Below are 19,945 nucleotides of genomic sequence, written 5' to 3'. Positions count from 1 at the left end.
CTTTGCAGCTCATCTGAGAAAAATTGAAGTTGTCGGGTCACGGAAGAACCACTCTGGATATTGAGAATGAAACACTGCGAAAAACAAAAAGTCTGGAACAAAATTGTCTCAGAAGCCCGTGAAATGTCAGAACAAGAGCCTATGCTGGCGAGCTTCTATCATGCCACCATTATCAAGCATGAAAGTTTGTGTGCCGCTCTGAGTTATATTCTGGCTAATAAATTGAACACCGCTTCCATGCCAGCGATGGCTGTACGTGAAGTGGTTGAAGAAGCCTTTGCAGCTGATCCAACCATCACTGACGGCGCGGCTTGTGATATTTGTGCCACGGTCAATCGCGACCCTGCTGTTTCAATGTACTCAATGCCATTGCTGTACCTAAAAGGCTATCACGCACTGCAAGGCTACCGAGTAGCAAACTGGCTATGGAAGCAAGGTCGTCACGCTCTTGCGACTTACCTACAAAATCAGATTTCGGTAGCATGTCAGGTCGATATCCACCCTGCAGCGCGCATTGGTAGTGGCATCATGCTCGACCATGCAACAGGCATCGTGATTGGTGAAACTGCCGTGGTCGAAAACGACGTGTCTATACTGCAAGATGTCACCCTTGGTGGTACTGGTAAAGAATGCGGTGATCGTCACCCGAAAATTCGCGAGGGTGTGATGATCGGAGCTGGTGCAAAGATTCTTGGCAATATCGAAGTCGGTGAAGGCGCGAAAATCGGATCTTGCTCTGTGGTATTGCAAGCCGTGCCTCCTCACACAACGGTGGCTGGCGTGCCTGCAAAAATCGTCGGACGTCCAAAAACGGACAAACCCTCTCTCGATATGGATCAAGGCTTTAACGGCAAGTCGCAAAGCTTTATCCATGGAGATGGTATTTAATCGTCAACAAACCTTTTTGACAACAACGTGGTAGGTAACTCTCAAGTGCGAAAACAAAATCACCCTGTTCTACGCTCGGCTATTTTATTAACTTGTGCTTTATCTGCCACTTATCCCATTACCTCCTCTGCTGTGAGTCAGCAAGAGCTCAAAGGCGTATCCAGTGAGATAAGCCGTCAGCGCAAATCGCTCTCTTCCCAAGAAAAGCAGCTCAATGAGTTACAGAAATCACTAAAAGATCAAGAGCTTGGTATTTCTAAGCTTGAGCGTGAAATACGACAAACCAAGTCTAACCTCGCACAAGCAGACAAAAACATAGAAAACCTGGAAGAGAAAATTGCCTTGCAAGAAGCACAGCGTCAAGAGCAAGAAGAAGAACTCAAACAGCTGCTGCAAACGTATTACGTAACCGAGCGAGCGAAGGCCAATGGTCACTTGTTAAATCAAGGTGTGGAAGAAGACCGCATGAGCCAATACTTCCAGCATTTAGCTAAAGCACGTGCTGAAGTGATTGATGCGATCACCAAAATAACCCAAGAATTAGCGCACAACAAAAACCAGCTCGAGCTAGAAAAAGAGCAAATCGAGACTCTGCTCAAGCAGCAATCCGAAAAACGTACAGCGCTAGCGAGTACACAATCCAAGCGTAAGCAAACCCTGAATAAAATTCAGAGCAGTATCAAGAATGACAAACGCTACTTAGCCGAGCTGCAACGCAACGAAACCCGTTTGAAAGCAGAGATCGCCAAAGCAGCGAAGCGTAATGCGGTGCCAATGGACGGACTCGGCAAACAGCGCGGTAAGTTGCCTTGGCCACTCAAAGGCAGTGTGTTACACAACTTTGGTACGCGACAAACTGGGCAGGTAAACTGGAAGGGCATGGTGTTGTCTGCCAACTATGGTCAACAAGTGAAAGCCGTTTATCCTGGTACTGTCGTATTTGCTGAGTATCTGCGCGGATACGGTTTAGTGGTACTGCTCGACCACGGAAAAGGTGACATGACCCTCTATGGTTACAACCAAGCGTTAACTAAAAAAGAAGGCGATCGAGTCACCGCAGGCGAAGTGATTGCTCTCGCGGGTGATACGGGTGGTCAAGACAGGCCATCGCTGTACTTTGAAATTCGTCGTAATAGTGAAGCGCAGAATCCGAAATCTTGGTTAAAACGCTGATTATCTGACTCATCGACTTATAATAAAAAAGGAGCCACTCGGCTCCTTTTTTGCATTCATATTTTGGCAAATGCTATGCGTAGTAGGTTTCTACCGCATCAATAAAAGCATGCACATCATCTTTGCTTAACGCGTTGATTCCTGCCGCCGCCTCTCGCCCCCCACCTGTCGGGAACTGACCACACACGGCCACGGCACCTTGTTTATTGTTTAACGGGGCACGAAGTGAAACCGTATAAGTCCCATCTGCATTTTCAGTAAGTACCGCATGCGCAGAGTCAGGGGTTTGGTTTGCTAGCCAGTTGCCATAAACACCACTGATTCGGCGTGATGCCGCCGTGTTTGGTAACTCAAACAACTTCAGCTTACCACTCTCATGCATGGCAGGCACTGCGAGAGCCGCCTCCATGTCTTGTTGGTAAGCCGATTGCAATTGGTAGTATGGCGAGGCCGTATCTTCAATAGCTTCAAATGGCGACGTGTACTTCAGCAAAGCTCGGTACAGCTCCGCAGGGTGAAAGTGTAAATCTTCGACCTTCGATCCGTAGCCGTTGTAGTTAATTAAAGTACCCAGCTCTTTTAGCTGCTCTTTCTGTTGCTGCAACAAGCCCGCGTTATTCGCTAACTCATCGGCTTTAGCAATCATGTTATCGCCATAAGCCGCCGTAATCGCCCAGTCATGAAAACGCCCATCAAGCAACTTATCGACAATCAACGCCGTGCACATGTTGGCATCGAGATCGATGTGCGCATCCAAATTACCATGCTGAGGAATGTCGCCCGCTTTGTGATGATCGGCGTAAAAGACGTGCGCGCCTTGAGCCAAAGCTTGCTCTAGACCTGCCATGTTCTTTTCCATCGAAATGTCTAACACAGTCAGCTCATCACCCGCTTGCACGTCTACTTTTTCCACCAGCTTGATGTCGCGCTTTACACCGGTTATTAACTGGGCATCGACAGGATCAGCCAAACGCAATTGTAGAAGAGCAATGATGCCATCAGCATCACCATTAAAAATGTCGTAATTCATGGGGCGATAGTTCCTTTATCGAGAATCTTATCCCTGCAAGGGTTTTTAGCGTATGGGACTATTGTGCGTGGCATATTTGACAAGTCAACTCGAGCCACGACTCGAAAATGAGAGTGACTCTCGAAATATTAAGCAGTTTGACGTTTAACTGTGTAGATTGCTAACCGCATCTTCTAATAACAGTAGCTGCTCTAAGCCCTGCTCAGTTGCTAATGGCTTAACGACATTAAGCATCTGCAACATCCCTTGCTTCACCATTTGCTCGGTAATGTTGGTTTTTGAAGCCATCGCGGATTGATATGCCAACCAACTACACGCAATCAAGTGCAATGTACATACCAATGACTTCAACTGTTGTTGATCGACATTCAACAGCTTCATCGTTACGAACTCTTGCATAATAGCAATGAGGTTCGCTTGCAGCTTCTCTTGCACATCGATGTACTGTTCGTGTAGCTGTTCATCTCGTGACAAGATTTCTGGTAAGTTTGCGTAGAAAAAGCGGTATTTCCACATCAAGGTAAAAATAGAGTCTAGGTAGCTCTTCAGCATAGTCAGGCTCTCTTGCGAACCTTGAATAGGGGTAAATCTTTCTAAAAGTTCTGCTGAATAAAGCGCAAAGATCTCGCGAACGATTTCTTGCTTATTGCGGAAGTGGTAATACAGATTACCAGGGCTAATTTCGATGTGATCGGCAATGTGATTGGTGGTGATGTTTCGCTCACCATGTTGGTTGAACAACTCCAGTGCCGCGTAGACGATTTTGTCGCGCGTTTTCATTGTTATCGTGTTCCCTCTTCATTAACGAATCGAGTATAGCGACTTCACCAACCTAGGTCGATAGAGGCTCAAAATACGGTAACATAACAGACCAGTTAAGATGCCAGTTGAGTTGGCGACAAGGTCTAACCAAGAAGTTTGTCGCCCTACATACCCTTGCAACCACTCAATAACGGCGCTGAATAGCAAAATACTAATCGCCACCGCCCAACGTTGACGCCAACGCCACACGCAAAAGCAACCTAAAAACGCAAAGCCGCTATACGCCATAGCGTGCTGCATTTTGTCGAGGTACGCGATATTGCCCCAGTCTTGCAGTTCACCTGAACTCAGAGATAAAAAAGCGATCAATATGGCGTAGCTAAAGATGACGAAACGTGCAGCCGTCAGGTTCATTGGACGTCCTTATGCAATTGGAAATGGAAAGGCCGTCACTTGATCAATGTGGTCACAGCCTAGCGCCAGCATGATCAAACGATCGATACCCAACGCGACCCCTGCACAATCTGGCAACCCTGCTTCCAGTGCAGAGATCAGATGATAATCGATCGGCTGTGGTTTTAAACCCATTTCGATACGCTTTGCGTTATCTTGTTCAAAGCGCGCTAATTGCTCTTTCGGGTTATCCAGTTCATGAAATCCGTTCGCCAGCTCTATCCCCTTAAAGTACACTTCAAAACGATCCGCGACGCGATGATCTTGAGGATTGATTTTCGCAAGCGCCGCCTGTGATGCAGGGAAGTCGTACACAAAAGCCGGCACGTCCTGACCAATTTTGTTTTCTACTCCCACGCTAAATAGTAGTTGCAGCAGCGTATCGCGATCTTCTTCTGGCTCAGCAATGTCACTCAAACCCAGCTTGCTTGCCGCCGCTTTCAGCTCAGTCATCGAGCCTTCCAGTGGACACACACCCAACACATCAATGAAGGCTTGCTGATACGTCATGCGCTGCGCTGCGCCACACTTCAATACCAGCTGCAACAGGTCATCCATTTCATCCATCAATTTATGATGGTCAAAGCCAACGCGATACCACTCCAACATCGTGAATTCAGGGTTGTGGTAGCGACCATTCTCTTCATTACGAAATGCTTTGTTGATTTGATAAATACAACCGCTGCCCGCAGCCAAAAGGCGCTTCATATGGAACTCTGGGCTGGTCATAAAAAACAGCTTACTGCCATCAGCATAGCCTGGGCCAACAAACTCGGTTTGGAAAGTATGCAAATGAATGTCAGTCACGGTTGCGTGACTCATGGCTGGCGTATCGACTTCCATCACCTGTCGGTCAGCGAAGAATTGTCGAATCGACGCGATTAACGTCGCACGTTGACGAAGTTGGTCAATGGAAGCAGTAGGTTGCCAGTTGGTTTGCATAACAAGTTTCTCAAACTTTAATTCAGCGAGGAAAGCCTCATTCTACATGCTTTTTACTCTTCAAGAAGAGAGGAATATCCCTTCTTCTTTTTACTAATGTGCTCGCCAATTTGAGGCAAGCATTACTCGTGCCGCAGCACAAAAAACACTCAGTTAAAAACCTATTATCCATGCGGTTAATGTCACGCAACACAGGTTTAACATCCCTAATGTTAATGCTTGAGGGCCAAAACCTCGATGCCGTGATAGCAGTCACATAACCTATAAATTCTATGCCCTTAAGTGCATTACCGAAGCAAAAACCCAATTACATCAATTTTTCTGCCATGTGGCTCATCTACACTAACCCTACTACTTTTGGGGAGTTCTTTTTAAAGAGCGCCTCGTAATGACAATAACAAGCGGATTTCCGCAATCACACACTGGAGGATAACTGTGCAAATTATCACCACAGATATCGCAGTCATCGGCGCAGGCGGCGCTGGTCTTCGTACTGCTATTGCAGCGGCTGAAGCAAACCCAGACTTAGAAGTCGCTCTGATTTCTAAAGTTTATCCAATGCGCTCCCACACGGTCGCTGCAGAGGGTGGCTCAGCAGCAGTTATCAAGGATGAAGATAGCTTAGACAACCACTTCAACGACACTGTTGGCGGTGGTGACTGGCTATGTGAACAGGATGTTGTTGAATACTTTGTAGAGAACGCGACTCGCGAAATGATCCAAATGGAGCAATGGGGTTGCCCATGGAGTCGTAAAGAGAACGGTGAAGTCAACGTACGCCGCTTTGGTGGTATGAAGGTTGAACGTACTTGGTTCGCTGCAGACAAAACTGGCTTCCACATGCTTCATACGCTATTCCAGACATCAATGAAGTACAGCAACATCAAACGTTTTGATGAGTACTTTGTGGTGGATCTGCTTGTTGATGAAGGCGAAGTTCAAGGTCTGATTGCTATTCACATGTCTGAAGGCGAGCTTGTTACTATCAAAGCAAAATCGGTTGTTCTAGCAACAGGTGGCGCGGGCCGTGTTTACCACTGTAACACCAACGGCGGTATCGTAACGGGCGATGGTATGGCAATGGCTTACCGTCACGGCGTTCCTCTACGTGATATGGAATTCGTTCAATACCACCCAACCGGTCTTCCAGGCACAGGTATCCTGATGACGGAAGGTTGTCGTGGTGAAGGCGGTATCATCGTTAACAAGAATGGCTACCGTTACCTACAAGATTACGGCATGGGCCCTGAAACTCCAGTTGGCCAACCGAAGAACAAATACATGGAACTGGGTCCTCGTGACAAAGTTTCTCAAGCTTTCTGGCACGAACAACAGAAAGGCAACACCATCAAACACCCACTGGGTGACGTGGTGCACCTAGACCTTCGCCACCTTGGTGAAGAGTACCTACAAGAACGTCTACCGTTCATCTGTGAGCTAGCAAAAGCTTATGTAAACGTGGACCCTGCAAAAGAGCCAATTCCAATTCGTCCAACCGTTCACTACACCATGGGTGGTATTGAAACGGACGGCGGATGTGAAACTCGCATTAAAGGCCTATTCGCGGTGGGTGAATGTGCGTCTGTTGGTCTTCACGGTGCAAACCGTTTAGGGTCTAACTCACTGGCTGAGTTCGTGGTATTTGGCCGCGTAGCGGGTGAAAACGCAGTGAAACGCGCAGCAGAATTCAAAGGTTGGAACGACGCGGCAATTGACGCGCAAGTCAAAGCCGTTGAAGAGCGCATCGCGAAACTGATGAACCAAGAAGGCGACGAAAACTGGGCAGAAATACGCACAGAAATGGGCCACACCATGGAAGCGGGCTGTGGTATATACCGCCAAGAAGATTTGATGCAAGCGACTATCGACAAAATCACTGAGTTGAAAGAACGCTACAAGCGCATCAGCATCAAAGACAAAGGTAAAGTGTTCAACACAGACCTTCTATACGCAATCGAAGTGGGTTACGGCCTAGAAGTCGCAGAAGCGATGGTTCACTCTGCGATTCTACGTAAAGAGTCGCGCGGCGCGCACCAACGTCTAGACGACGGTTGTACAGAACGTGATGACGTGAATTTCCTAAAACACTCACTTGCTTTCTACAAGCCAGAGTCAGCACCAAGTATCGATTACAGCAATGTGACCATCACTAAGTCACAGCCAAAAGCTCGTCTATACGGTGAAGCAGCAGAAAAAGCAGCAGCTGAAGAGAAGAACGCAGAGGAGCAAGCATAATGTCAGCAAATCGCATTCAAAAAGTAGACATCCTGCGTTACGACCCAGAGAAAGATGCAGAACCATACAAGCAAACATTCGAAGTCCCATTCGATGAAACCATGTCTGTACTTGACGCACTTGGTTACATCAAAGACCACCTAGACAAAGATCTGTCTTACCGTTGGTCTTGCCGTATGGCGATCTGTGGTTCTTGCGGCATCATGGTGAACAACGTACCGAAACTTGCTTGTAAGAGCTTCCTACGTGACTACCCAGACGGTGTGACTATCGAGCCTCTAGCGAACTTCCCAATCGAGAAAGACTTGATTGTTGATATGACGCCATTCATCGAGCGCCTAGAAGCAATCAAACCATACATCATTGGTAACGATCGTAAACCAGAAGACGGTACGAACTTGCAAACGCCAGAACAGATGGCGAAATACAAGCAGTTCGCTGGCTGTATCAACTGTGGTCTGTGCTATGCCGCATGTCCTCAGTTTGGTCTTAACCCAGAGTTCATCGGTCCTGCTGCACTAACGCTAGCCCACCGCTACAACCTAGACAGCCGTGACAACGGTAAAGATGAGCGCATGAAGCTGATCAACGGTGAAAACGGCGCTTGGGGTTGTACGTTCGTAGGTTACTGTTCTGAAGTTTGTCCGAAGAGCGTAGATCCTGCAGCGGCAGTAAACCAAGGCAAAGTAGAGTCTTCTATGGACTTCGTAATTGCTATGTTGAAACCTGATGGTTCACCGAAAAAAGTGGAGGCATAAGGATGAGCAACCGTAAACCTTACGTTCGTGAAGTAAAACGCACTTGGTGGAAGAACCATCCTTTCTACCGCTTCTACATGCTACGTGAAGCAACTGTGCTTCCTCTAATCCTGTTCACTATCTTCCTGACTTTCGGTCTAGGTTCTCTAGTGAAAGGTCCTGAAGCTTGGCAAGGTTGGTTGGAGTTCATGGCAAACCCTATCGTGGTAGCGATCAACATCGTTGCACTACTAGGTAGCCTGTTCCACGCACAAACTTTCTTCAGCATGATGCCACAGGTTATGCCAATTCGTCTGAAAGGCAAACCAGTGGATAAGAAAATCATCGTTCTGACTCAGTGGGCAGCAGTTGCGTTCATCTCACTGATCGTTCTCATCGTGATGTAAGGAGCTTGAGTAATGAAACCAAATTATAGTGTTAATACAGCACCGAAACGTTCTGATGAGCCAATCTGGTGGGGTCTATTTGGTGCCGGTGGTACTTGGTTCGCAATGATCACGCCAATCACGGTACTCGTACTCGGCATCCTAGTTCCACTAGGTGTGATTGATGCAGAAGCAATGAGCTACGAGCGTGTCTCTGCATTCGCAACCAGCATCATCGGTGCGCTATTCATCATTGGCACGCTAGCATTGCCAATGTGGCATGCAATGCACCGTGTGCACCACGGCATGCATGACCTTAAATTCCACACTGGTGTGATTGGTAAAGTAGCATGTTACGCATTTGCAGGCTTAATCACTGCACTAGCAGTTATCTTTATCTTCATGATTTAAGAGACTGACCCAAAAGAAAAAGCTGGCTCAATGCCAGCTTTTTTATTGCTTTGGGTTACCCATGATCTTTTTGCTTTTTAAGCTTTTGACCACCCATGATCTTATTGCTGTGTGACCTTCTTTGTTTGGTCCATAAGACCCAGAGCACCAAAGCCAGTAATCACATCTAAGTTCGTTTTCAAGCCCGTTTCGTCACTTCCACCGATGTAGTTTTGTGGCATCTGAACTTGGAAGTTTTGCAAGTTGTTGTACAACGAGTTCGCTACGTCTCGATTCAATTCTGCCAAGTAAACTTCACGGTTTGCTCCTAACGCCGCATATTTACCTTTTAGGACTTCAGATTCTGCGCGACCTTTCGCTAATATCGCTTTCGCTTCAAACTCAGCAGAAAGTGCGTTCGCTTTTTGAATCGCTAAGTTAGCCTCTGCGATAGCTAGCTCTTTCTCCTTCTCGACCTCAGCAAGTCGTTTGGTTTTTTCCACTTCAACGATTTCACGCTCTGCAATCTGACGTGCAACTTCCACTTCTTTTTGCTGAGCAATAATTGCGAGTTCTTTACCACGCTGGGCGTCTTGCACCTCACGTGTTCGTTGAATCTCTTTGCGTAACTGCTCGGTCTCTGCCTGTGCTTTCGACGTTTCTTGTTCCTGAATCGCACGAATACGATCCGCCACTAAACGTTTTTTATCTGCCAATAGCTGATCTAATTGCTTTTCTGGCTGCGGGTCACCAATGGTCACCTGCGTCACTTGAATACCGTATTGTTGTAACGGATTGTCTTGACGAATTGGTTGCCCGGTTTTGTCTACGACAGGCACGGTTTTCCATACCAGTTGATTGGTGCGCTGTAATTGGTTCGGATTGGCTTGATTCGCCCCAACAGGCGCAAGATCCAACTCTTCCACTTCAACCTGACGTCGCTCTGTTAGATAAATCCCCTCTCGTAACTGATCGCCAAGTTTCGATTTGAACTGGTTCAAACCACCTTGGAAAAACTCTTCACCCGTGTATTGGGTTGCGGTAATCACCGTTACGTTACGTGCGTTCTTTACAAGCAGCGCATCGATCAAGTTACTGTTGTTGCGGAACTCTTTGTGCATCTTCTTCACCGCTTCAGGGTCATTACTGAGCTTAAAGCGGAATGTTACGGGGATCTGACCAATATAGGTGTCGGCAAATCGAACCTGAATCGCATCAAGGCGTTGATAAAAATCTTCGCCCTTGCTGTTACCGAATGACACGGTGATGACTTGGTCATACTTGGTGATTTTGGACAGAAATGGCATACGAAAATGAATGCCAGGTTCAGTAAACACATCCAACTCACCAGTAATATTATTCTGATGCACGTAGCTGTAACCCGCATCGGTCATCAGCACCGAGCTATTAATCGTTAAGCCTATTGCCAACAGCGGTACGCCAAATACGGCTGCTTTTAATCCTTTATGTAGTAACTGACGTCTTTCTTCCACCTTTAAACCCCTTCCTAAACCTCTGCTTTCCATTTTGTTCTCCTTTTTGGATTGTTACTGAGTTAAATCGATAAAAATCAGATTGCTATGCAACTCAGCGACAAGTACTAATGTATCAAAATGTTACATTAAGGAATAATCGACAGATTCATGGAATAAATAAGATTTTTACGAATAATGCAAAATCATCAAAAATTTGCGGAGGATATCGATGTTTTACGCAGAGGGATTAAAAGAGAAGAATCACAGGCCATAAAAAAGGCCGCCGAAGCGACCTTTCTAACAATAATATAAAGTGCTTACTTCACACGACCTACGTATTCAGCAGTACGAGTATCTACACGAATCACTTCACCAATTGAGATGAACAGAGGAACACGAACAACAGCGCCAGTTGATAGCGTCGCTGGTTTACCGCCAGTACCTTGAGTATCACCTTTCAGGCCTGGGTCTGTGTCTACAACTTCTAGCTCAACGAAGTTTGGTGGAGTAACAGTAATTGGGTTACCGTTCCAAAGAGTGATCATACAAGTGTTGTTTTCTACCAACCACTTAGCGTTTTCACCTACCGCTTTTGCATCCGCTGCGATCTGTTCAAACGTTTCACTGTTCATAAAGTGGTAGAATTCGCCGTCTGAATATAGATAATCTAGGTCGATATCCATTACGTCTGCCACTTCACAAGTGTCACCAGACTTGAATGTTTTCTCTAGCACTTTACCAGAAAGAAGTTTACGAATTTTAACACGGTTGAACGCTTGGCCTTTACCTGGTTTAACGTATTCGTTTTCCAGAATTACACAAGGCTCGTTATCAAGCATTAACTTAAGACCGCCTTTAAATTCATTGGTGCTAACTGTAGCCATTTTTTCCTCTTACATTCTTAGAGCTAAATTCAATGCCGCACATAATAACCCGAAAAGTCGAATCTGTTGAGCAAAACTGGCTCAAACAGTTGGCGAATGGGATCTCTGATCCTGCAAAATTGCTCGAAATACTGGAAATTGATCCTTCACCGTGGCAAGACGGGTTTGCCGCGCGCAAGCTGTTTGCACAGCGTGTACCGCAAAGTTTTGTCGATAGGATGGAGAAAGGCAACCCTAAAGACCCTCTTTTACGTCAGGTTTTACCACTGAGCGACGAATTTGAGGTGCATCCGGGTTACTCCAATGATCCATTGGAAGAGCAGGACAATGAAGTCCCTGGCCTGCTACACAAGTATCGCAACCGCGCCCTGATGATTGTCAAAGGTGGCTGCGCGGTAAATTGCCGTTACTGCTTTCGTCGTCACTTCCCTTATCAAGAGAACAAAAGCGGGAAACAAGCCTGGACCAAGTGCTTAGAGTACATGGCACAACAACCAGAGTTGAACGAAGTCATCTTCTCAGGTGGTGATCCATTAATGGCAAAAGACGATGAGATTCATTGGCTTTTAGAGCACATTGCTCACATTCCTCACATCAAACGTCTGCGTATTCATAGCCGTTTACCTGTGGTGATTCCTGCTCGAGTCACTGATGAACTATGCCAACTTCTGCAAGCATCAAGGTTACAAATCATCCTCGTCACTCACATCAACCATGCCAACGAAATCAATGACGAATTTGCTGAACAGATGTTCAAGCTCAAAAGATCGGGCGTTACGCTTCTAAACCAAGGCGTTCTGCTGAAAGGCGTGAATGATTCGGTAGAAGCTCAAGTGGCGTTAAGTGAGGCCTTATTTGACGCGGGTATCTTGCCTTATTACCTCCACGTTCTTGATAAGGTGCAAGGCGCAGCGCACTATTTTATTTCGGACGAAGAAGCGAAAGCTATTATGCGCGGACTCATCACGCGTGTATCGGGTTATCTGGTACCAAAACTCACACGAGAAATTGGTGGCAGGCCAAGTAAAACGCCGTTGGATTTGCATTTAGAATAAGCTCCAACGCTCAATTAAATTTGTCGTCTAGATTGATTATTTTTGTTCGCTTTGCACGGTAAGTCTATGCATACTCCGCACTTTTGGAGGTCAAGATGCATACAGCATTCGAACAAATTTTCGATCTTGGCCCATTCAGTTGGCCTGCCCTACTATGCTGCGCCATTAATGGGCTCATGATCGGTATAGAGCGCCAAACTCGTGGTAAACCGGTTGGCATTCGCACAGCAATATTAATTATTTCAGGCACCTACCTGTTTATGTCGATGGCAGTGTCGTTATCGCCAAATACACTTGATCAAGCACGAGTGCTTGGTCAGATCATTACTGGCGTCGGCTTCTTAGGCGCTGGCGTTATGATGACACTTGATGGAAAAATCCATGGCGTAACATCCGCGGCTGTAATATGGGTGCTAGCAGGTTTAGGTTTGATGATAGGTTTGGGTTATTTAACGCAGTCGGTGGTTATTACTCTCCTGACATTAACCGTGTTGTTAGGTGTGGATAAAGCAGAAAACCACATAAAAGCATTACGCCGCGGTGTTCATCAAAGAATTCAACAACGCAAAACTTCATCACGATTAATTAAATAGTTAACGCTCCGAGAAACTCACTTCATCTCATCAGTAATTAAAGAGCCCTCGACGAACATCGAGGGCTTTCTGTATATAAAGATTCTGACTTTCTCAGGGATTACTTAGCAAAGTTGATGAGTGGGAAACACTTGAAGAAACCGTTATCCGCACAGTTCAAAAGACCAATTTGCACGCCATCGATTTGATCGGTCATGTTGAAGAAACCAAACTGGAAATTAGACTTCTTAGAGATACTCGCTAAGCCCACATCCGCCATGGTGTAGCCTTCAGAATAGTTCACCGCGCTCCAGTTCAAGCCTTTTACGTTGTTCGTAATGTTAACAGCACCCAAGTTAACACCCGTCGTCTGACCTTGGTTCCAGTTAACTAAGCCTAAAGACGCGCCTTTCATTTCTTGATTTACTTTTGCTGCGCCAAAAAACAGACCGAAGTTCACACCTGTCGTACGATCCGTTTCTGACATACCAAGCAGTGAAAAGTCGACACCTTTAACCTCATTTACCTGTCCATGCAACACAGCTAAACGAACACCACCAACTGAAGAATTCGAAGGTGCGTTTGTGTTATCGATAGTAGAGAACATCACAGGTGTACTGTCGGCAAAAGCAGCAGGTGATGCGATAGCGGCTGCAACCGCCAATGACGTCATAAGCTTTTTCATTTTCATCTCCATGATGGGAAGCAACAATTTACAACATAGTGTAATGTTCAGATTTTGCTCTGTCCCCGTTCAAAAAGTGTTAGCAATAGGTCAGATTTAACCATCTGACTCAAAAGAAAAAATATTTCTCTTCGATTTTTTGCTTCTGAAATGGCGCTTTTTACGCTCAAAAATCTCATGATAAGCCACTCCAGAACGTCATGTTTCTCAGGTGACACGCATAAAAAAAGTCGAGGCATCTGCCTCGACTTTTAAAGGTTTGGTCGGTTATCTTTCCGCTATAAGGGCTCCCTTAGAGCGATGAGATAAGCTGGCTTACATCATGCCGCCCATACCGCCCATGCCACCCATGCCGCCCATGTCAGGCATCGCTGGCGCGTCTTTTTGCGGTAGGTCAGTAACCATCGCTTCAGTTGTGATCATCAGACCTGCAACCGATGCTGCGAATTGTAGTGCAGAACGAGTAACTTTAGTTGGATCTAGGATACCCATTTCTAGCATGTCGCCGTATTCGCCTGTTGCCGCGTTGTAGCCGTAGCTACCTTCACCCGCTTTCACGTTGTTCGCAACAACTGAGTCTTCCTCACCTGCGTTCTTCGTGATTTGACGGATTGGCGCTTCCATTGCACGTAGTGCAACGCGGATACCAACGTTTTGTTCTTCGTTGTCACCCGTTAGGTGAGCAATCTTAGATGCCGCGCGGATAAGTGCAACACCACCACCAGCAACAACACCTTCTTCAACCGCTGCGCGAGTTGCGGCTAGCGCATCTTCTACACGGTCTTTCTTCTCTTTCATTTCAACTTCAGTCGCTGCACCGACTTTGATTACTGCAACACCGCCAGCCAGTTTAGCTACGCGCTCTTGTAGTTTCTCTTTGTCGTAGTCTGAAGTTGCGTCTTCGATTTGTTGACGAATCTGAGCAACACGGCCTGAGATCATCTCTTCTTCACCGATACCATCGATGATAGTCGTGTTTTCCTTCGTGATAGAAACACGCTTCGCTTGACCTAGATCTTCTAGTGCAACTTTTTCTAGCTCTAGACCGATCTCTTCAGAAATCACAGTACCGCCAGTTAGGATAGCGATGTCTTGTAGCATTGCTTTACGGCGGTCACCGAAGCCAGGTGCTTTCACAGCTGCAACTTTTACGATGCCACGCATGTTGTTCACAACCAATGTTGCTAGCGCTTCGCCTTCTACATCTTCTGCAATGATAAGCAGTGGACGAGATGCTTTCGCGACAGCTTCTAGCGTTGGAAGAAGCTCACGAATGTTTGAGATCTTCTTGTCTACTAGAAGAATGAATGGGTTTTCTAGATCAACACTGCCTGATTCTTGGTTGTTGATGAAGTAAGGAGACAGGTAACCGCGGTCGAACTGCATACCTTCTACTACGTCTAACTCGTCTTGTAGCGCCTGACCTTCTTCAACCGTGATAACGCCATCACGACCCACACGCTCCATTGCTTCTGCAATGATATTACCTACGCTTGCGTCTGAGTTTGCAGAGATAGTACCAACCTGCGCGATCGCTTTTGTGTCGCTACATTCAACAGAAAGCTCTTTTAGTTGCTCAACTGCCGCGGCAACAGCTTTGTCGATACCACGCTTAAGATCCATTGGGTTCATGCCCGCTGCGACTGCTTTTAGACCTTCGTTAACGATAGATTGCGCTAGTACCGTTGCTGTTGTTGTACCGTCACCCGCTGCGTCGTTTGCTTTAGACGCAACTTCTTTAACCATTTGTGCGCCCATGTTCTGGAATTTATCTTCCAGCTCGATTTCACGCGCTACTGATACACCATCTTTAGTGATAGTTGGTGCACCAAAAGATTTGTCTAGAACGACATTACGTCCTTTAGGACCCAGTGTTACTTTTACTGCGTCAGCCAGAACGTTTACACCTTCCAGCATTTTAACTCGTGCGTCATTACCAAATTTAACGTCTTTAGCAGCCATCTTTGATTTCCTTTCTAAAATTCTTTGTGTGTAATTTCGTAATTGAATCTGAGCAAAAAATTACTCAATGATTGCTATTATTCAACGATCGCCATGATGTCGTTTTCAGACATGACAAGCACTTCTTTACCGTCGATTTTTTCAGTTTTTGTACCGTAACCTTCAGCGAAGATAACGGTATCACCGACTTTAACGTCTAGTGGCAGTACGGTGCCGTTTTCTAGGATGCGGCCTTTACCCACAGCTAGAACAACACCGCGAGTCGATTTTTCTGCAGCAGAACCAGTCAGAACGATGCCACCAGCAGACTTAGATTCAACTTCTTTACGTTCAACGATAACTCGGTCATGTAATGGACGAATGTTCATCGGTCGTCTCTCCTGAAAATTTCCATGTTTATTTGATAATTGTCCTTAGGGACTGTAGCCCCAGACACGTGATCCCTATATAAGGGGTCGAAGCAGCGATCCCAAGGGGGTGGCACAAAATTTTTGTGACTTAGTTAAAATAACGAACAACTAGGCAACGGTTTGCGTTAGAAATGCTCACTCGCTCGGCATCTCGCTTTCTTGTATCCTTGCAGTTTGCTCACCAGATAGTTGTCACACATGCAGGAAAATAACAAGCTGGAACCCCAAGCGACCGATAAGCATGGTTTGTTGACCGCACCCATTCCTGAAACGCTGCGGAAAATGACCGTACCCATGACCATGGGCATGATCGCAATTTTGATGTTTAACTTGGTGGACACGTTTTTTATCTCGTTGCTTGGCACTCAAGCGCTAGCAGCTATCAGCTATACCTTCCCTGTAACCTTTGCGGTTAACTGCATTACGATGGGGATTGGGATGGGACTATCGACCAATATTGGTCGCTTGCTTGGGCAAGGTCATGCACCACAAGCTGCTCGGTTCACCACCCACGGTTTGTTGTTAGCCGTGTTACTTGTGGCTATCGCGTCTTCTATTGGCTTTACCACCATTGCGCTATTGTTTCGTTTTCTTGGTGCGTCTGATGATCTCATCCCTCTTATTGAGCAATATATGCAGGTCTGGTATCTCACCATTCCTCTGCTAGTGATCCCAATGGCGGGCAACAGTGCTATCCGAGCTACTGGCGACACAAAAACACCAGCAAAAGTCATGATGTTGGCTGGTTTGATTAATGGCATGCTCGATCCATTGTTGATTTTCGGTTATGGCCCTTTTCCGGAACTTGGCATTCAAGGCGCAGCCATAGCAAGTGCCTTTAGCTGGTTAGGTGCTTTGTGTGGCTCATTCTATGTGCTAATTAAACGGGAAAAATTGCTTGCTCAACCCCAATGGGCTTTGCTGAAACAAGACTGGCAACAGACACTAAAAATTGGTACCCCTGCAGCGCTATCAAACGCGATGAATCCGTTGTCCGGTGCCATTCTGATGATGCTGTTATCCAACCACGGTACAGCGGCGGTTGCTGCTTACGGCGCAGCGCAGCGTATTGAGTCTATATTGATTTTAGTATTGATGTCGCTGACCTCTGCCCTCACACCGTTTATGGCACAAAATTTAGGAGCCAAACAACCGCAACGAGCCTTTTCCGGTTTATTTATTAGCATGCGTTTTGCAGTGGTATTCCAAGGGTTTATCTTCTTGATGATGGTGCCACTGAGCATTCCTCTGGCTGCGCTGTTTTCTCAGGAAGATGCGGTGAAAAACCTGCTTTGGCATTATTTACTGGTGGTGCCATTTAGTTATGGCTTCCAAGGCATCGTAATGATGTTAGTCAGTGGTTTGAATGCGATGCACAAGCCATTGCGTGCATTCCAGTGGAGCTTTATGCGGCTGTTCATTTTTACCTTGCCTTCGGCGTGGGTCGGGAGCCAAATCTACAGCATTGAAGGCTTGTTTATCGGTATCGCGGTTGGGAATACGTTGGGTGGGCTACTGGGCTACTTGTTTGCGCTGCGCGAGCGCAAATTAACGCTCATAGAGCAGAGCAGCGTGTCTTAACACTCGTCTATCACTAGTTTCTTTTTGTTGATTCTCAAATACAAAAAACCGCGGAAAGCCGCGGTTTTGTTTATCTATTTCAAGCTTACTTAGAACAGTTCTTCAGCAACTTTGTATAGATCGTTGCGTACTGGACGCTTCATGTTTTCGATTGCGTCGATGATATCGTGGTGAACAAGTTGCTCTTTCACGATACCTACACAACGACCACCATGACCTTCAATCAATAGGTGAACAGCGTAGTTACCCATACGAGATGCTAGTACGCGGTCAAATGCAGTTGGACGACCACCACGTTGGATGTGACCAAGTACTGTTGCACGAGTTTCACGACCTGTCGCGGCTTCGATGTCACGTGCTAGTTCATTAGCATCCATCATTAGCTCAGTAAGCGCGATGATCGCGTGTTTCTTACCTTTAGCGATACCATCTTGGATGTTGCTGATCAGCTTGTCTTTGTCTAGACCAGTTTCCGGAGTGATGATGTATTCACAACCGCCCGCAATTGCAGACATCAGAGTCAAATCACCACAGTGACGGCCCATGATTTCTACAATTGAAATGCGTTGGTGAGATGAAGAAGTATCACGTAGACGGTCGATTGCATCGATAACGGTGTTTAGTGCACTTAGGTAGCCCACAGTGTAATCCGTACCTGCGATATCGTTGTCGATTGTGCCCGGAAGACCGATACATGGGTAACCCATTTCAGTCAGTTTCTTCGCACCCATGTACGAACCATCACCACCGATTACCACTAGTGCATCGATACCATGTTTTTTCAGGTTCTCAATCGCTTTTTCACGAACTTCCACTTGTTTAAATTCAGGGAAACGTGCAGAACCTAGGAACGTACCACCTTTGTTGATCACATCTGAAACGCTAGAACGATCTAGCTTCTCGATGCGGCCTTCGTATAGGCCTAGGTAGCCGTCGTACACACCGAATACTTCCAATCCTTCGGATAGTGCTGTACGTACTACGCCGCGTATCGCAGCGTTCATACCAGGTGCGTCACCGCCACTTGTTAAAACACCGATCTTCTTAATCATGCTCACCCTCGATCTTTGGCAATCAATTATTTAATTTTCTTTTAGGCCCCTTGTTACCAAGCAACCTGCATAATCCAGAACTGTGCGTTATGTTACATTTCCTCTACAGGATTACCAATGAAAACGCACTTTTTTATGTAACTTTTCTACTTATGTAAGAGTATTACAGTTTCTCTATGAAACTTTGTTGATTCATATCAGGATCACGAATCTTAATAAGTATTGATGGAAAGATAGTCAATAAGTACCTGTTTGTCGTCGGGCACTGATGGATTTTTCAAGCCTACCAATCTTGCGCTTTCTGCTCTTTCTCTGGTCCGAAAACGACAGACAATGGATCTTGATGGATCAATACATCCGCATCAGGAAACAGAGCCAATAAATTATCTTCCACTTTATCAGCGATGTAATGCGCCTCAATTAATCGTAAGTTATCGTCTAGCTCTAAATGCAACTGTATAAAGCGCGTCGGTCCTGACATTCGCGTGCGTAACTGATGCACACCCAATACCCCTTTTACGCTCAAACAAGCTTGGTTAATTTGCTCAAGTTCTTCATCGGGCAACTTTCTATCAAGTAAGGTTTGAATCGCTTCGCTGACCATTTTGAAAGCGCTATAAAGAATGAAGACACCAATACCAATCGCAAACACAGCATCCGCTTGAGTCACTCCAAAATAACTGAGCCCCAGAGCCACCATGATCGCAGCATTCATATACAAGTCAGTCTGATAATGCAGAGAATCCGCCGCTATTGCTTGGCTCCCCGTCACGCGAACCACATGTTTTTGGAACATCACCAAGCCAAGTGTGACCACAATCGCAAACAGCGATACATACACACCTAACTCCGGTGCGTGTAAAGCATGCGGGCGGAAAAATCGGTCAATCCCGTTAAGAATCAAAAATACTGCCGAGCCCGAAATAAACATTGCTTGGGCTAGGGCCGCTAAGGACTCAGCTTTACCATGTCCAAACGTATGTTCGCGGTCTGCCGGTTGTAAGGCGTAACGAACCACCACAAGATTCACAACCGAAGCCGCGATATCTAACATGGAGTCAATCAATGACGCCAATAAGCTCACTGAGCCGGTTACCCACCACGTGATGACTTTTACTATCAGAAGAAGCGTCGCCACAATGGTTGCAGTCCAAGCGGCGGTCGTAACTAAACGTGCGTATTGCTGTTTCATAATCAAAGAGTTAACTAAAACCATACGTTGAGTATATTGAATGACCATGAAATAACCAGGTCAAAAAGAGGCAACCAATGG

Annotated in this window: 20 protein-coding genes; 9 read left to right on the top strand and 11 right to left on the bottom strand. The window is 46.2% G+C overall.

Annotated elements, in window-relative coordinates; translation table 11 throughout:
* The first annotated feature begins 66 nt into the window (after window positions 1–66).
* Both cysE and UQW94_RS08645 read left to right on the top strand, forming a co-directional pair.
* Window positions 67–888 carry a serine O-acetyltransferase gene (gene cysE / locus UQW94_RS08650; protein WP_005381475.1) on the top strand — a complete coding sequence of 274 codons (822 nt, stop codon included), beginning with the start codon at window positions 67–69 and terminating at the stop codon, window positions 886–888.
* Between the two features lie 27 nt (window positions 889–915).
* Entirely contained in the window at window positions 916–2,061 is a 1,146-nt protein-coding gene (locus UQW94_RS08645; protein WP_005381476.1) for a murein hydrolase activator EnvC family protein, read from the top strand.
* 73 nt (window positions 2,062–2,134) lie between these two features.
* On the opposite strand, the gene UQW94_RS08640 is transcribed toward UQW94_RS08645, so the two are convergent.
* The 4 genes from UQW94_RS08640 to epmA form a co-directional block, all read right to left on the bottom strand.
* Window positions 2,135–3,091 (bottom strand): DHH family phosphoesterase, encoded by a 957-nt coding sequence (locus tag UQW94_RS08640; RefSeq protein WP_182039315.1) that lies wholly within the window; start codon window positions 3,089–3,091, stop codon window positions 2,135–2,137.
* Window positions 3,092–3,235: 144 nt separating this feature from the next.
* Window positions 3,236–3,871: a TetR/AcrR family transcriptional regulator gene (locus UQW94_RS08635; protein WP_005381480.1), complete on the bottom strand. Its 636-nt coding sequence runs from the start codon at window positions 3,869–3,871 to the stop codon at window positions 3,236–3,238.
* A gap of 21 nt (window positions 3,872–3,892) precedes the next feature.
* The gene (locus UQW94_RS08630; protein ID WP_322142199.1) at window positions 3,893–4,267 is read right to left on the bottom strand and encodes a VanZ family protein; all 375 of its coding nucleotides are present in this window, start codon (window positions 4,265–4,267) and stop codon (window positions 3,893–3,895) included.
* A 9-nt stretch (window positions 4,268–4,276) separates the two neighbouring features.
* Window positions 4,277–5,248, bottom strand: a complete 972-nt coding sequence (epmA, locus tag UQW94_RS08625; protein WP_005381485.1) for an elongation factor P--(R)-beta-lysine ligase — start codon at window positions 5,246–5,248, stop codon at window positions 4,277–4,279.
* A 435-nt stretch (window positions 5,249–5,683) separates the two neighbouring features.
* On the opposite strand from epmA, the gene frdA reads away from it, so the two are divergent.
* Genes frdA through frdD form a run of 4 tightly spaced genes read left to right on the top strand, consistent with a single transcriptional unit; the run spans window position 5,684 to window position 9,017 of the window.
* Window positions 5,684–7,483, top strand: coding sequence for a fumarate reductase (quinol) flavoprotein subunit (gene frdA / locus UQW94_RS08620; protein WP_005381487.1), 1,800 nt, complete (start codon window positions 5,684–5,686; stop codon window positions 7,481–7,483).
* Entirely contained in the window at window positions 7,483–8,241 is a 759-nt protein-coding gene (locus UQW94_RS08615) for a succinate dehydrogenase/fumarate reductase iron-sulfur subunit (protein ID WP_085570086.1), read from the top strand. The genes frdA and UQW94_RS08615 overlap by 1 nt, the downstream gene beginning before the upstream one ends.
* A 2-nt stretch (window positions 8,242–8,243) precedes the next feature.
* A complete protein-coding gene (frdC, locus tag UQW94_RS08610) occupies window positions 8,244–8,627 on the top strand; it encodes a fumarate reductase subunit FrdC (protein WP_005425044.1) in 384 nt (127 codons plus the stop codon).
* 12 nt (window positions 8,628–8,639) lie between these two features.
* Window positions 8,640–9,017 carry a fumarate reductase subunit FrdD gene (gene frdD, locus UQW94_RS08605; RefSeq protein ID WP_262627533.1) on the top strand — a complete coding sequence of 126 codons (378 nt, stop codon included), beginning with the start codon at window positions 8,640–8,642 and terminating at the stop codon, window positions 9,015–9,017.
* A gap of 101 nt (window positions 9,018–9,118) precedes the next feature.
* Here the strand turns inward: frdD and UQW94_RS08600 are convergent, their stop codons facing one another.
* Both UQW94_RS08600 and efp read right to left on the bottom strand, forming a co-directional pair.
* Window positions 9,119–10,522, bottom strand: a complete 1,404-nt coding sequence (locus UQW94_RS08600; RefSeq protein WP_005381498.1) for an SPFH domain-containing protein — start codon at window positions 10,520–10,522, stop codon at window positions 9,119–9,121.
* Window positions 10,523–10,788: 266 nt separating this feature from the next.
* On the bottom strand, window positions 10,789–11,355 hold the full coding sequence (efp, locus tag UQW94_RS08595) for an elongation factor P (RefSeq protein ID WP_005381500.1): 567 nt from the start codon (window positions 11,353–11,355) through the stop codon (window positions 10,789–10,791).
* A 32-nt stretch (window positions 11,356–11,387) separates the two neighbouring features.
* Here efp and epmB point away from each other — a divergent pair, with 32 nt between their 5' ends.
* Together epmB and UQW94_RS08585 are read left to right on the top strand one after the other, a co-directional pair.
* Window positions 11,388–12,410 carry an EF-P beta-lysylation protein EpmB gene (gene epmB, locus UQW94_RS08590; RefSeq protein WP_322142198.1) on the top strand — a complete coding sequence of 341 codons (1,023 nt, stop codon included), beginning with the start codon at window positions 11,388–11,390 and terminating at the stop codon, window positions 12,408–12,410.
* A 95-nt stretch (window positions 12,411–12,505) separates the two neighbouring features.
* Window positions 12,506–13,003 carry an MgtC/SapB family protein gene (locus UQW94_RS08585; RefSeq protein ID WP_005381504.1) on the top strand — a complete coding sequence of 166 codons (498 nt, stop codon included), beginning with the start codon at window positions 12,506–12,508 and terminating at the stop codon, window positions 13,001–13,003.
* 100 nt (window positions 13,004–13,103) lie between these two features.
* On the opposite strand, the gene UQW94_RS08580 is transcribed toward UQW94_RS08585, so the two are convergent.
* The 3 genes from UQW94_RS08580 to UQW94_RS08570 form a co-directional block, all read right to left on the bottom strand.
* The gene (locus UQW94_RS08580; RefSeq protein WP_322142197.1) at window positions 13,104–13,667 is read right to left on the bottom strand and encodes a VC2662 family protein; all 564 of its coding nucleotides are present in this window, start codon (window positions 13,665–13,667) and stop codon (window positions 13,104–13,106) included.
* Window positions 13,668–13,982: 315 nt separating this feature from the next.
* Window positions 13,983–15,629 (bottom strand): chaperonin GroEL, encoded by a 1,647-nt coding sequence (gene groL, locus UQW94_RS08575; protein WP_322142196.1) that lies wholly within the window; start codon window positions 15,627–15,629, stop codon window positions 13,983–13,985.
* A 77-nt stretch (window positions 15,630–15,706) separates the two neighbouring features.
* Window positions 15,707–15,997, bottom strand: coding sequence for a co-chaperone GroES (locus UQW94_RS08570; RefSeq protein ID WP_005381516.1), 291 nt, complete (start codon window positions 15,995–15,997; stop codon window positions 15,707–15,709).
* A 240-nt stretch (window positions 15,998–16,237) separates the two neighbouring features.
* On the opposite strand from UQW94_RS08570, the gene UQW94_RS08565 reads away from it, so the two are divergent.
* The gene (locus UQW94_RS08565; RefSeq protein WP_322142195.1) at window positions 16,238–17,620 is read left to right on the top strand and encodes an MATE family efflux transporter; all 1,383 of its coding nucleotides are present in this window, start codon (window positions 16,238–16,240) and stop codon (window positions 17,618–17,620) included.
* An 89-nt stretch (window positions 17,621–17,709) separates the two neighbouring features.
* Here UQW94_RS08565 and pfkA read toward each other — a convergent pair whose 3' ends face one another.
* Together pfkA and fieF are read right to left on the bottom strand one after the other, a co-directional pair.
* Window positions 17,710–18,672, bottom strand: a complete 963-nt coding sequence (gene pfkA / locus UQW94_RS08560) for a 6-phosphofructokinase (protein WP_005381521.1) — start codon at window positions 18,670–18,672, stop codon at window positions 17,710–17,712.
* Window positions 18,673–18,955: 283 nt separating this feature from the next.
* Window positions 18,956–19,864 carry a CDF family cation-efflux transporter FieF gene (gene fieF / locus UQW94_RS08555; RefSeq protein WP_025768809.1) on the bottom strand — a complete coding sequence of 303 codons (909 nt, stop codon included), beginning with the start codon at window positions 19,862–19,864 and terminating at the stop codon, window positions 18,956–18,958.
* Window positions 19,865–19,945: the final 81 nt, after the last annotated feature.

It is taken from the genome of Vibrio sp. PBL-C16, from assembly GCF_034321865.1.
GTDB classification, from domain to species: domain Bacteria; phylum Pseudomonadota; class Gammaproteobacteria; order Enterobacterales; family Vibrionaceae; genus Vibrio; species Vibrio alginolyticus.
This window is presented reverse-complemented; position numbering and strand designations above follow the sequence as displayed.

Coding starts and splice junctions, on each gene's coding strand:
- groL (WP_322142196.1), bottom strand. CDS start 15,629: ATGGCTGCTAAAGACGTTAAATTTGGTAATGACGCACGAGTTAAAATG.
- UQW94_RS08600 (WP_005381498.1), bottom strand. CDS start 10,522: ATGGAAAGCAGAGGTTTAGGAAGGGGTTTAAAGGTGGAAGAAAGACGT.
- UQW94_RS08615 (WP_085570086.1), top strand. CDS start 7,483: ATGTCAGCAAATCGCATTCAAAAAGTAGACATCCTGCGTTACGACCCA.
- frdD (WP_262627533.1), top strand. CDS start 8,640: ATGAAACCAAATTATAGTGTTAATACAGCACCGAAACGTTCTGATGAG.
- UQW94_RS08640 (WP_182039315.1), bottom strand. CDS start 3,091: ATGAATTACGACATTTTTAATGGTGATGCTGATGGCATCATTGCTCTT.
- UQW94_RS08580 (WP_322142197.1), bottom strand. CDS start 13,667: ATGAAAAAGCTTATGACGTCATTGGCGGTTGCAGCCGCTATCGCATCA.
- UQW94_RS08635 (WP_005381480.1), bottom strand. CDS start 3,871: ATGAAAACGCGCGACAAAATCGTCTACGCGGCACTGGAGTTGTTCAAC.
- fieF (WP_025768809.1), bottom strand. CDS start 19,864: ATGAAACAGCAATACGCACGTTTAGTTACGACCGCCGCTTGGACTGCA.
- UQW94_RS08630 (WP_322142199.1), bottom strand. CDS start 4,267: ATGAACCTGACGGCTGCACGTTTCGTCATCTTTAGCTACGCCATATTG.
- frdC (WP_005425044.1), top strand. CDS start 8,244: ATGAGCAACCGTAAACCTTACGTTCGTGAAGTAAAACGCACTTGGTGG.
- epmB (WP_322142198.1), top strand. CDS start 11,388: ATGCCGCACATAATAACCCGAAAAGTCGAATCTGTTGAGCAAAACTGG.
- pfkA (WP_005381521.1), bottom strand. CDS start 18,672: ATGATTAAGAAGATCGGTGTTTTAACAAGTGGCGGTGACGCACCTGGT.
- UQW94_RS08570 (WP_005381516.1), bottom strand. CDS start 15,997: ATGAACATTCGTCCATTACATGACCGAGTTATCGTTGAACGTAAAGAA.
- UQW94_RS08585 (WP_005381504.1), top strand. CDS start 12,506: ATGCATACAGCATTCGAACAAATTTTCGATCTTGGCCCATTCAGTTGG.
- epmA (WP_005381485.1), bottom strand. CDS start 5,248: ATGCAAACCAACTGGCAACCTACTGCTTCCATTGACCAACTTCGTCAA.
- cysE (WP_005381475.1), top strand. CDS start 67: ATGAAACACTGCGAAAAACAAAAAGTCTGGAACAAAATTGTCTCAGAA.
- efp (WP_005381500.1), bottom strand. CDS start 11,355: ATGGCTACAGTTAGCACCAATGAATTTAAAGGCGGTCTTAAGTTAATG.
- UQW94_RS08565 (WP_322142195.1), top strand. CDS start 16,238: ATGCAGGAAAATAACAAGCTGGAACCCCAAGCGACCGATAAGCATGGT.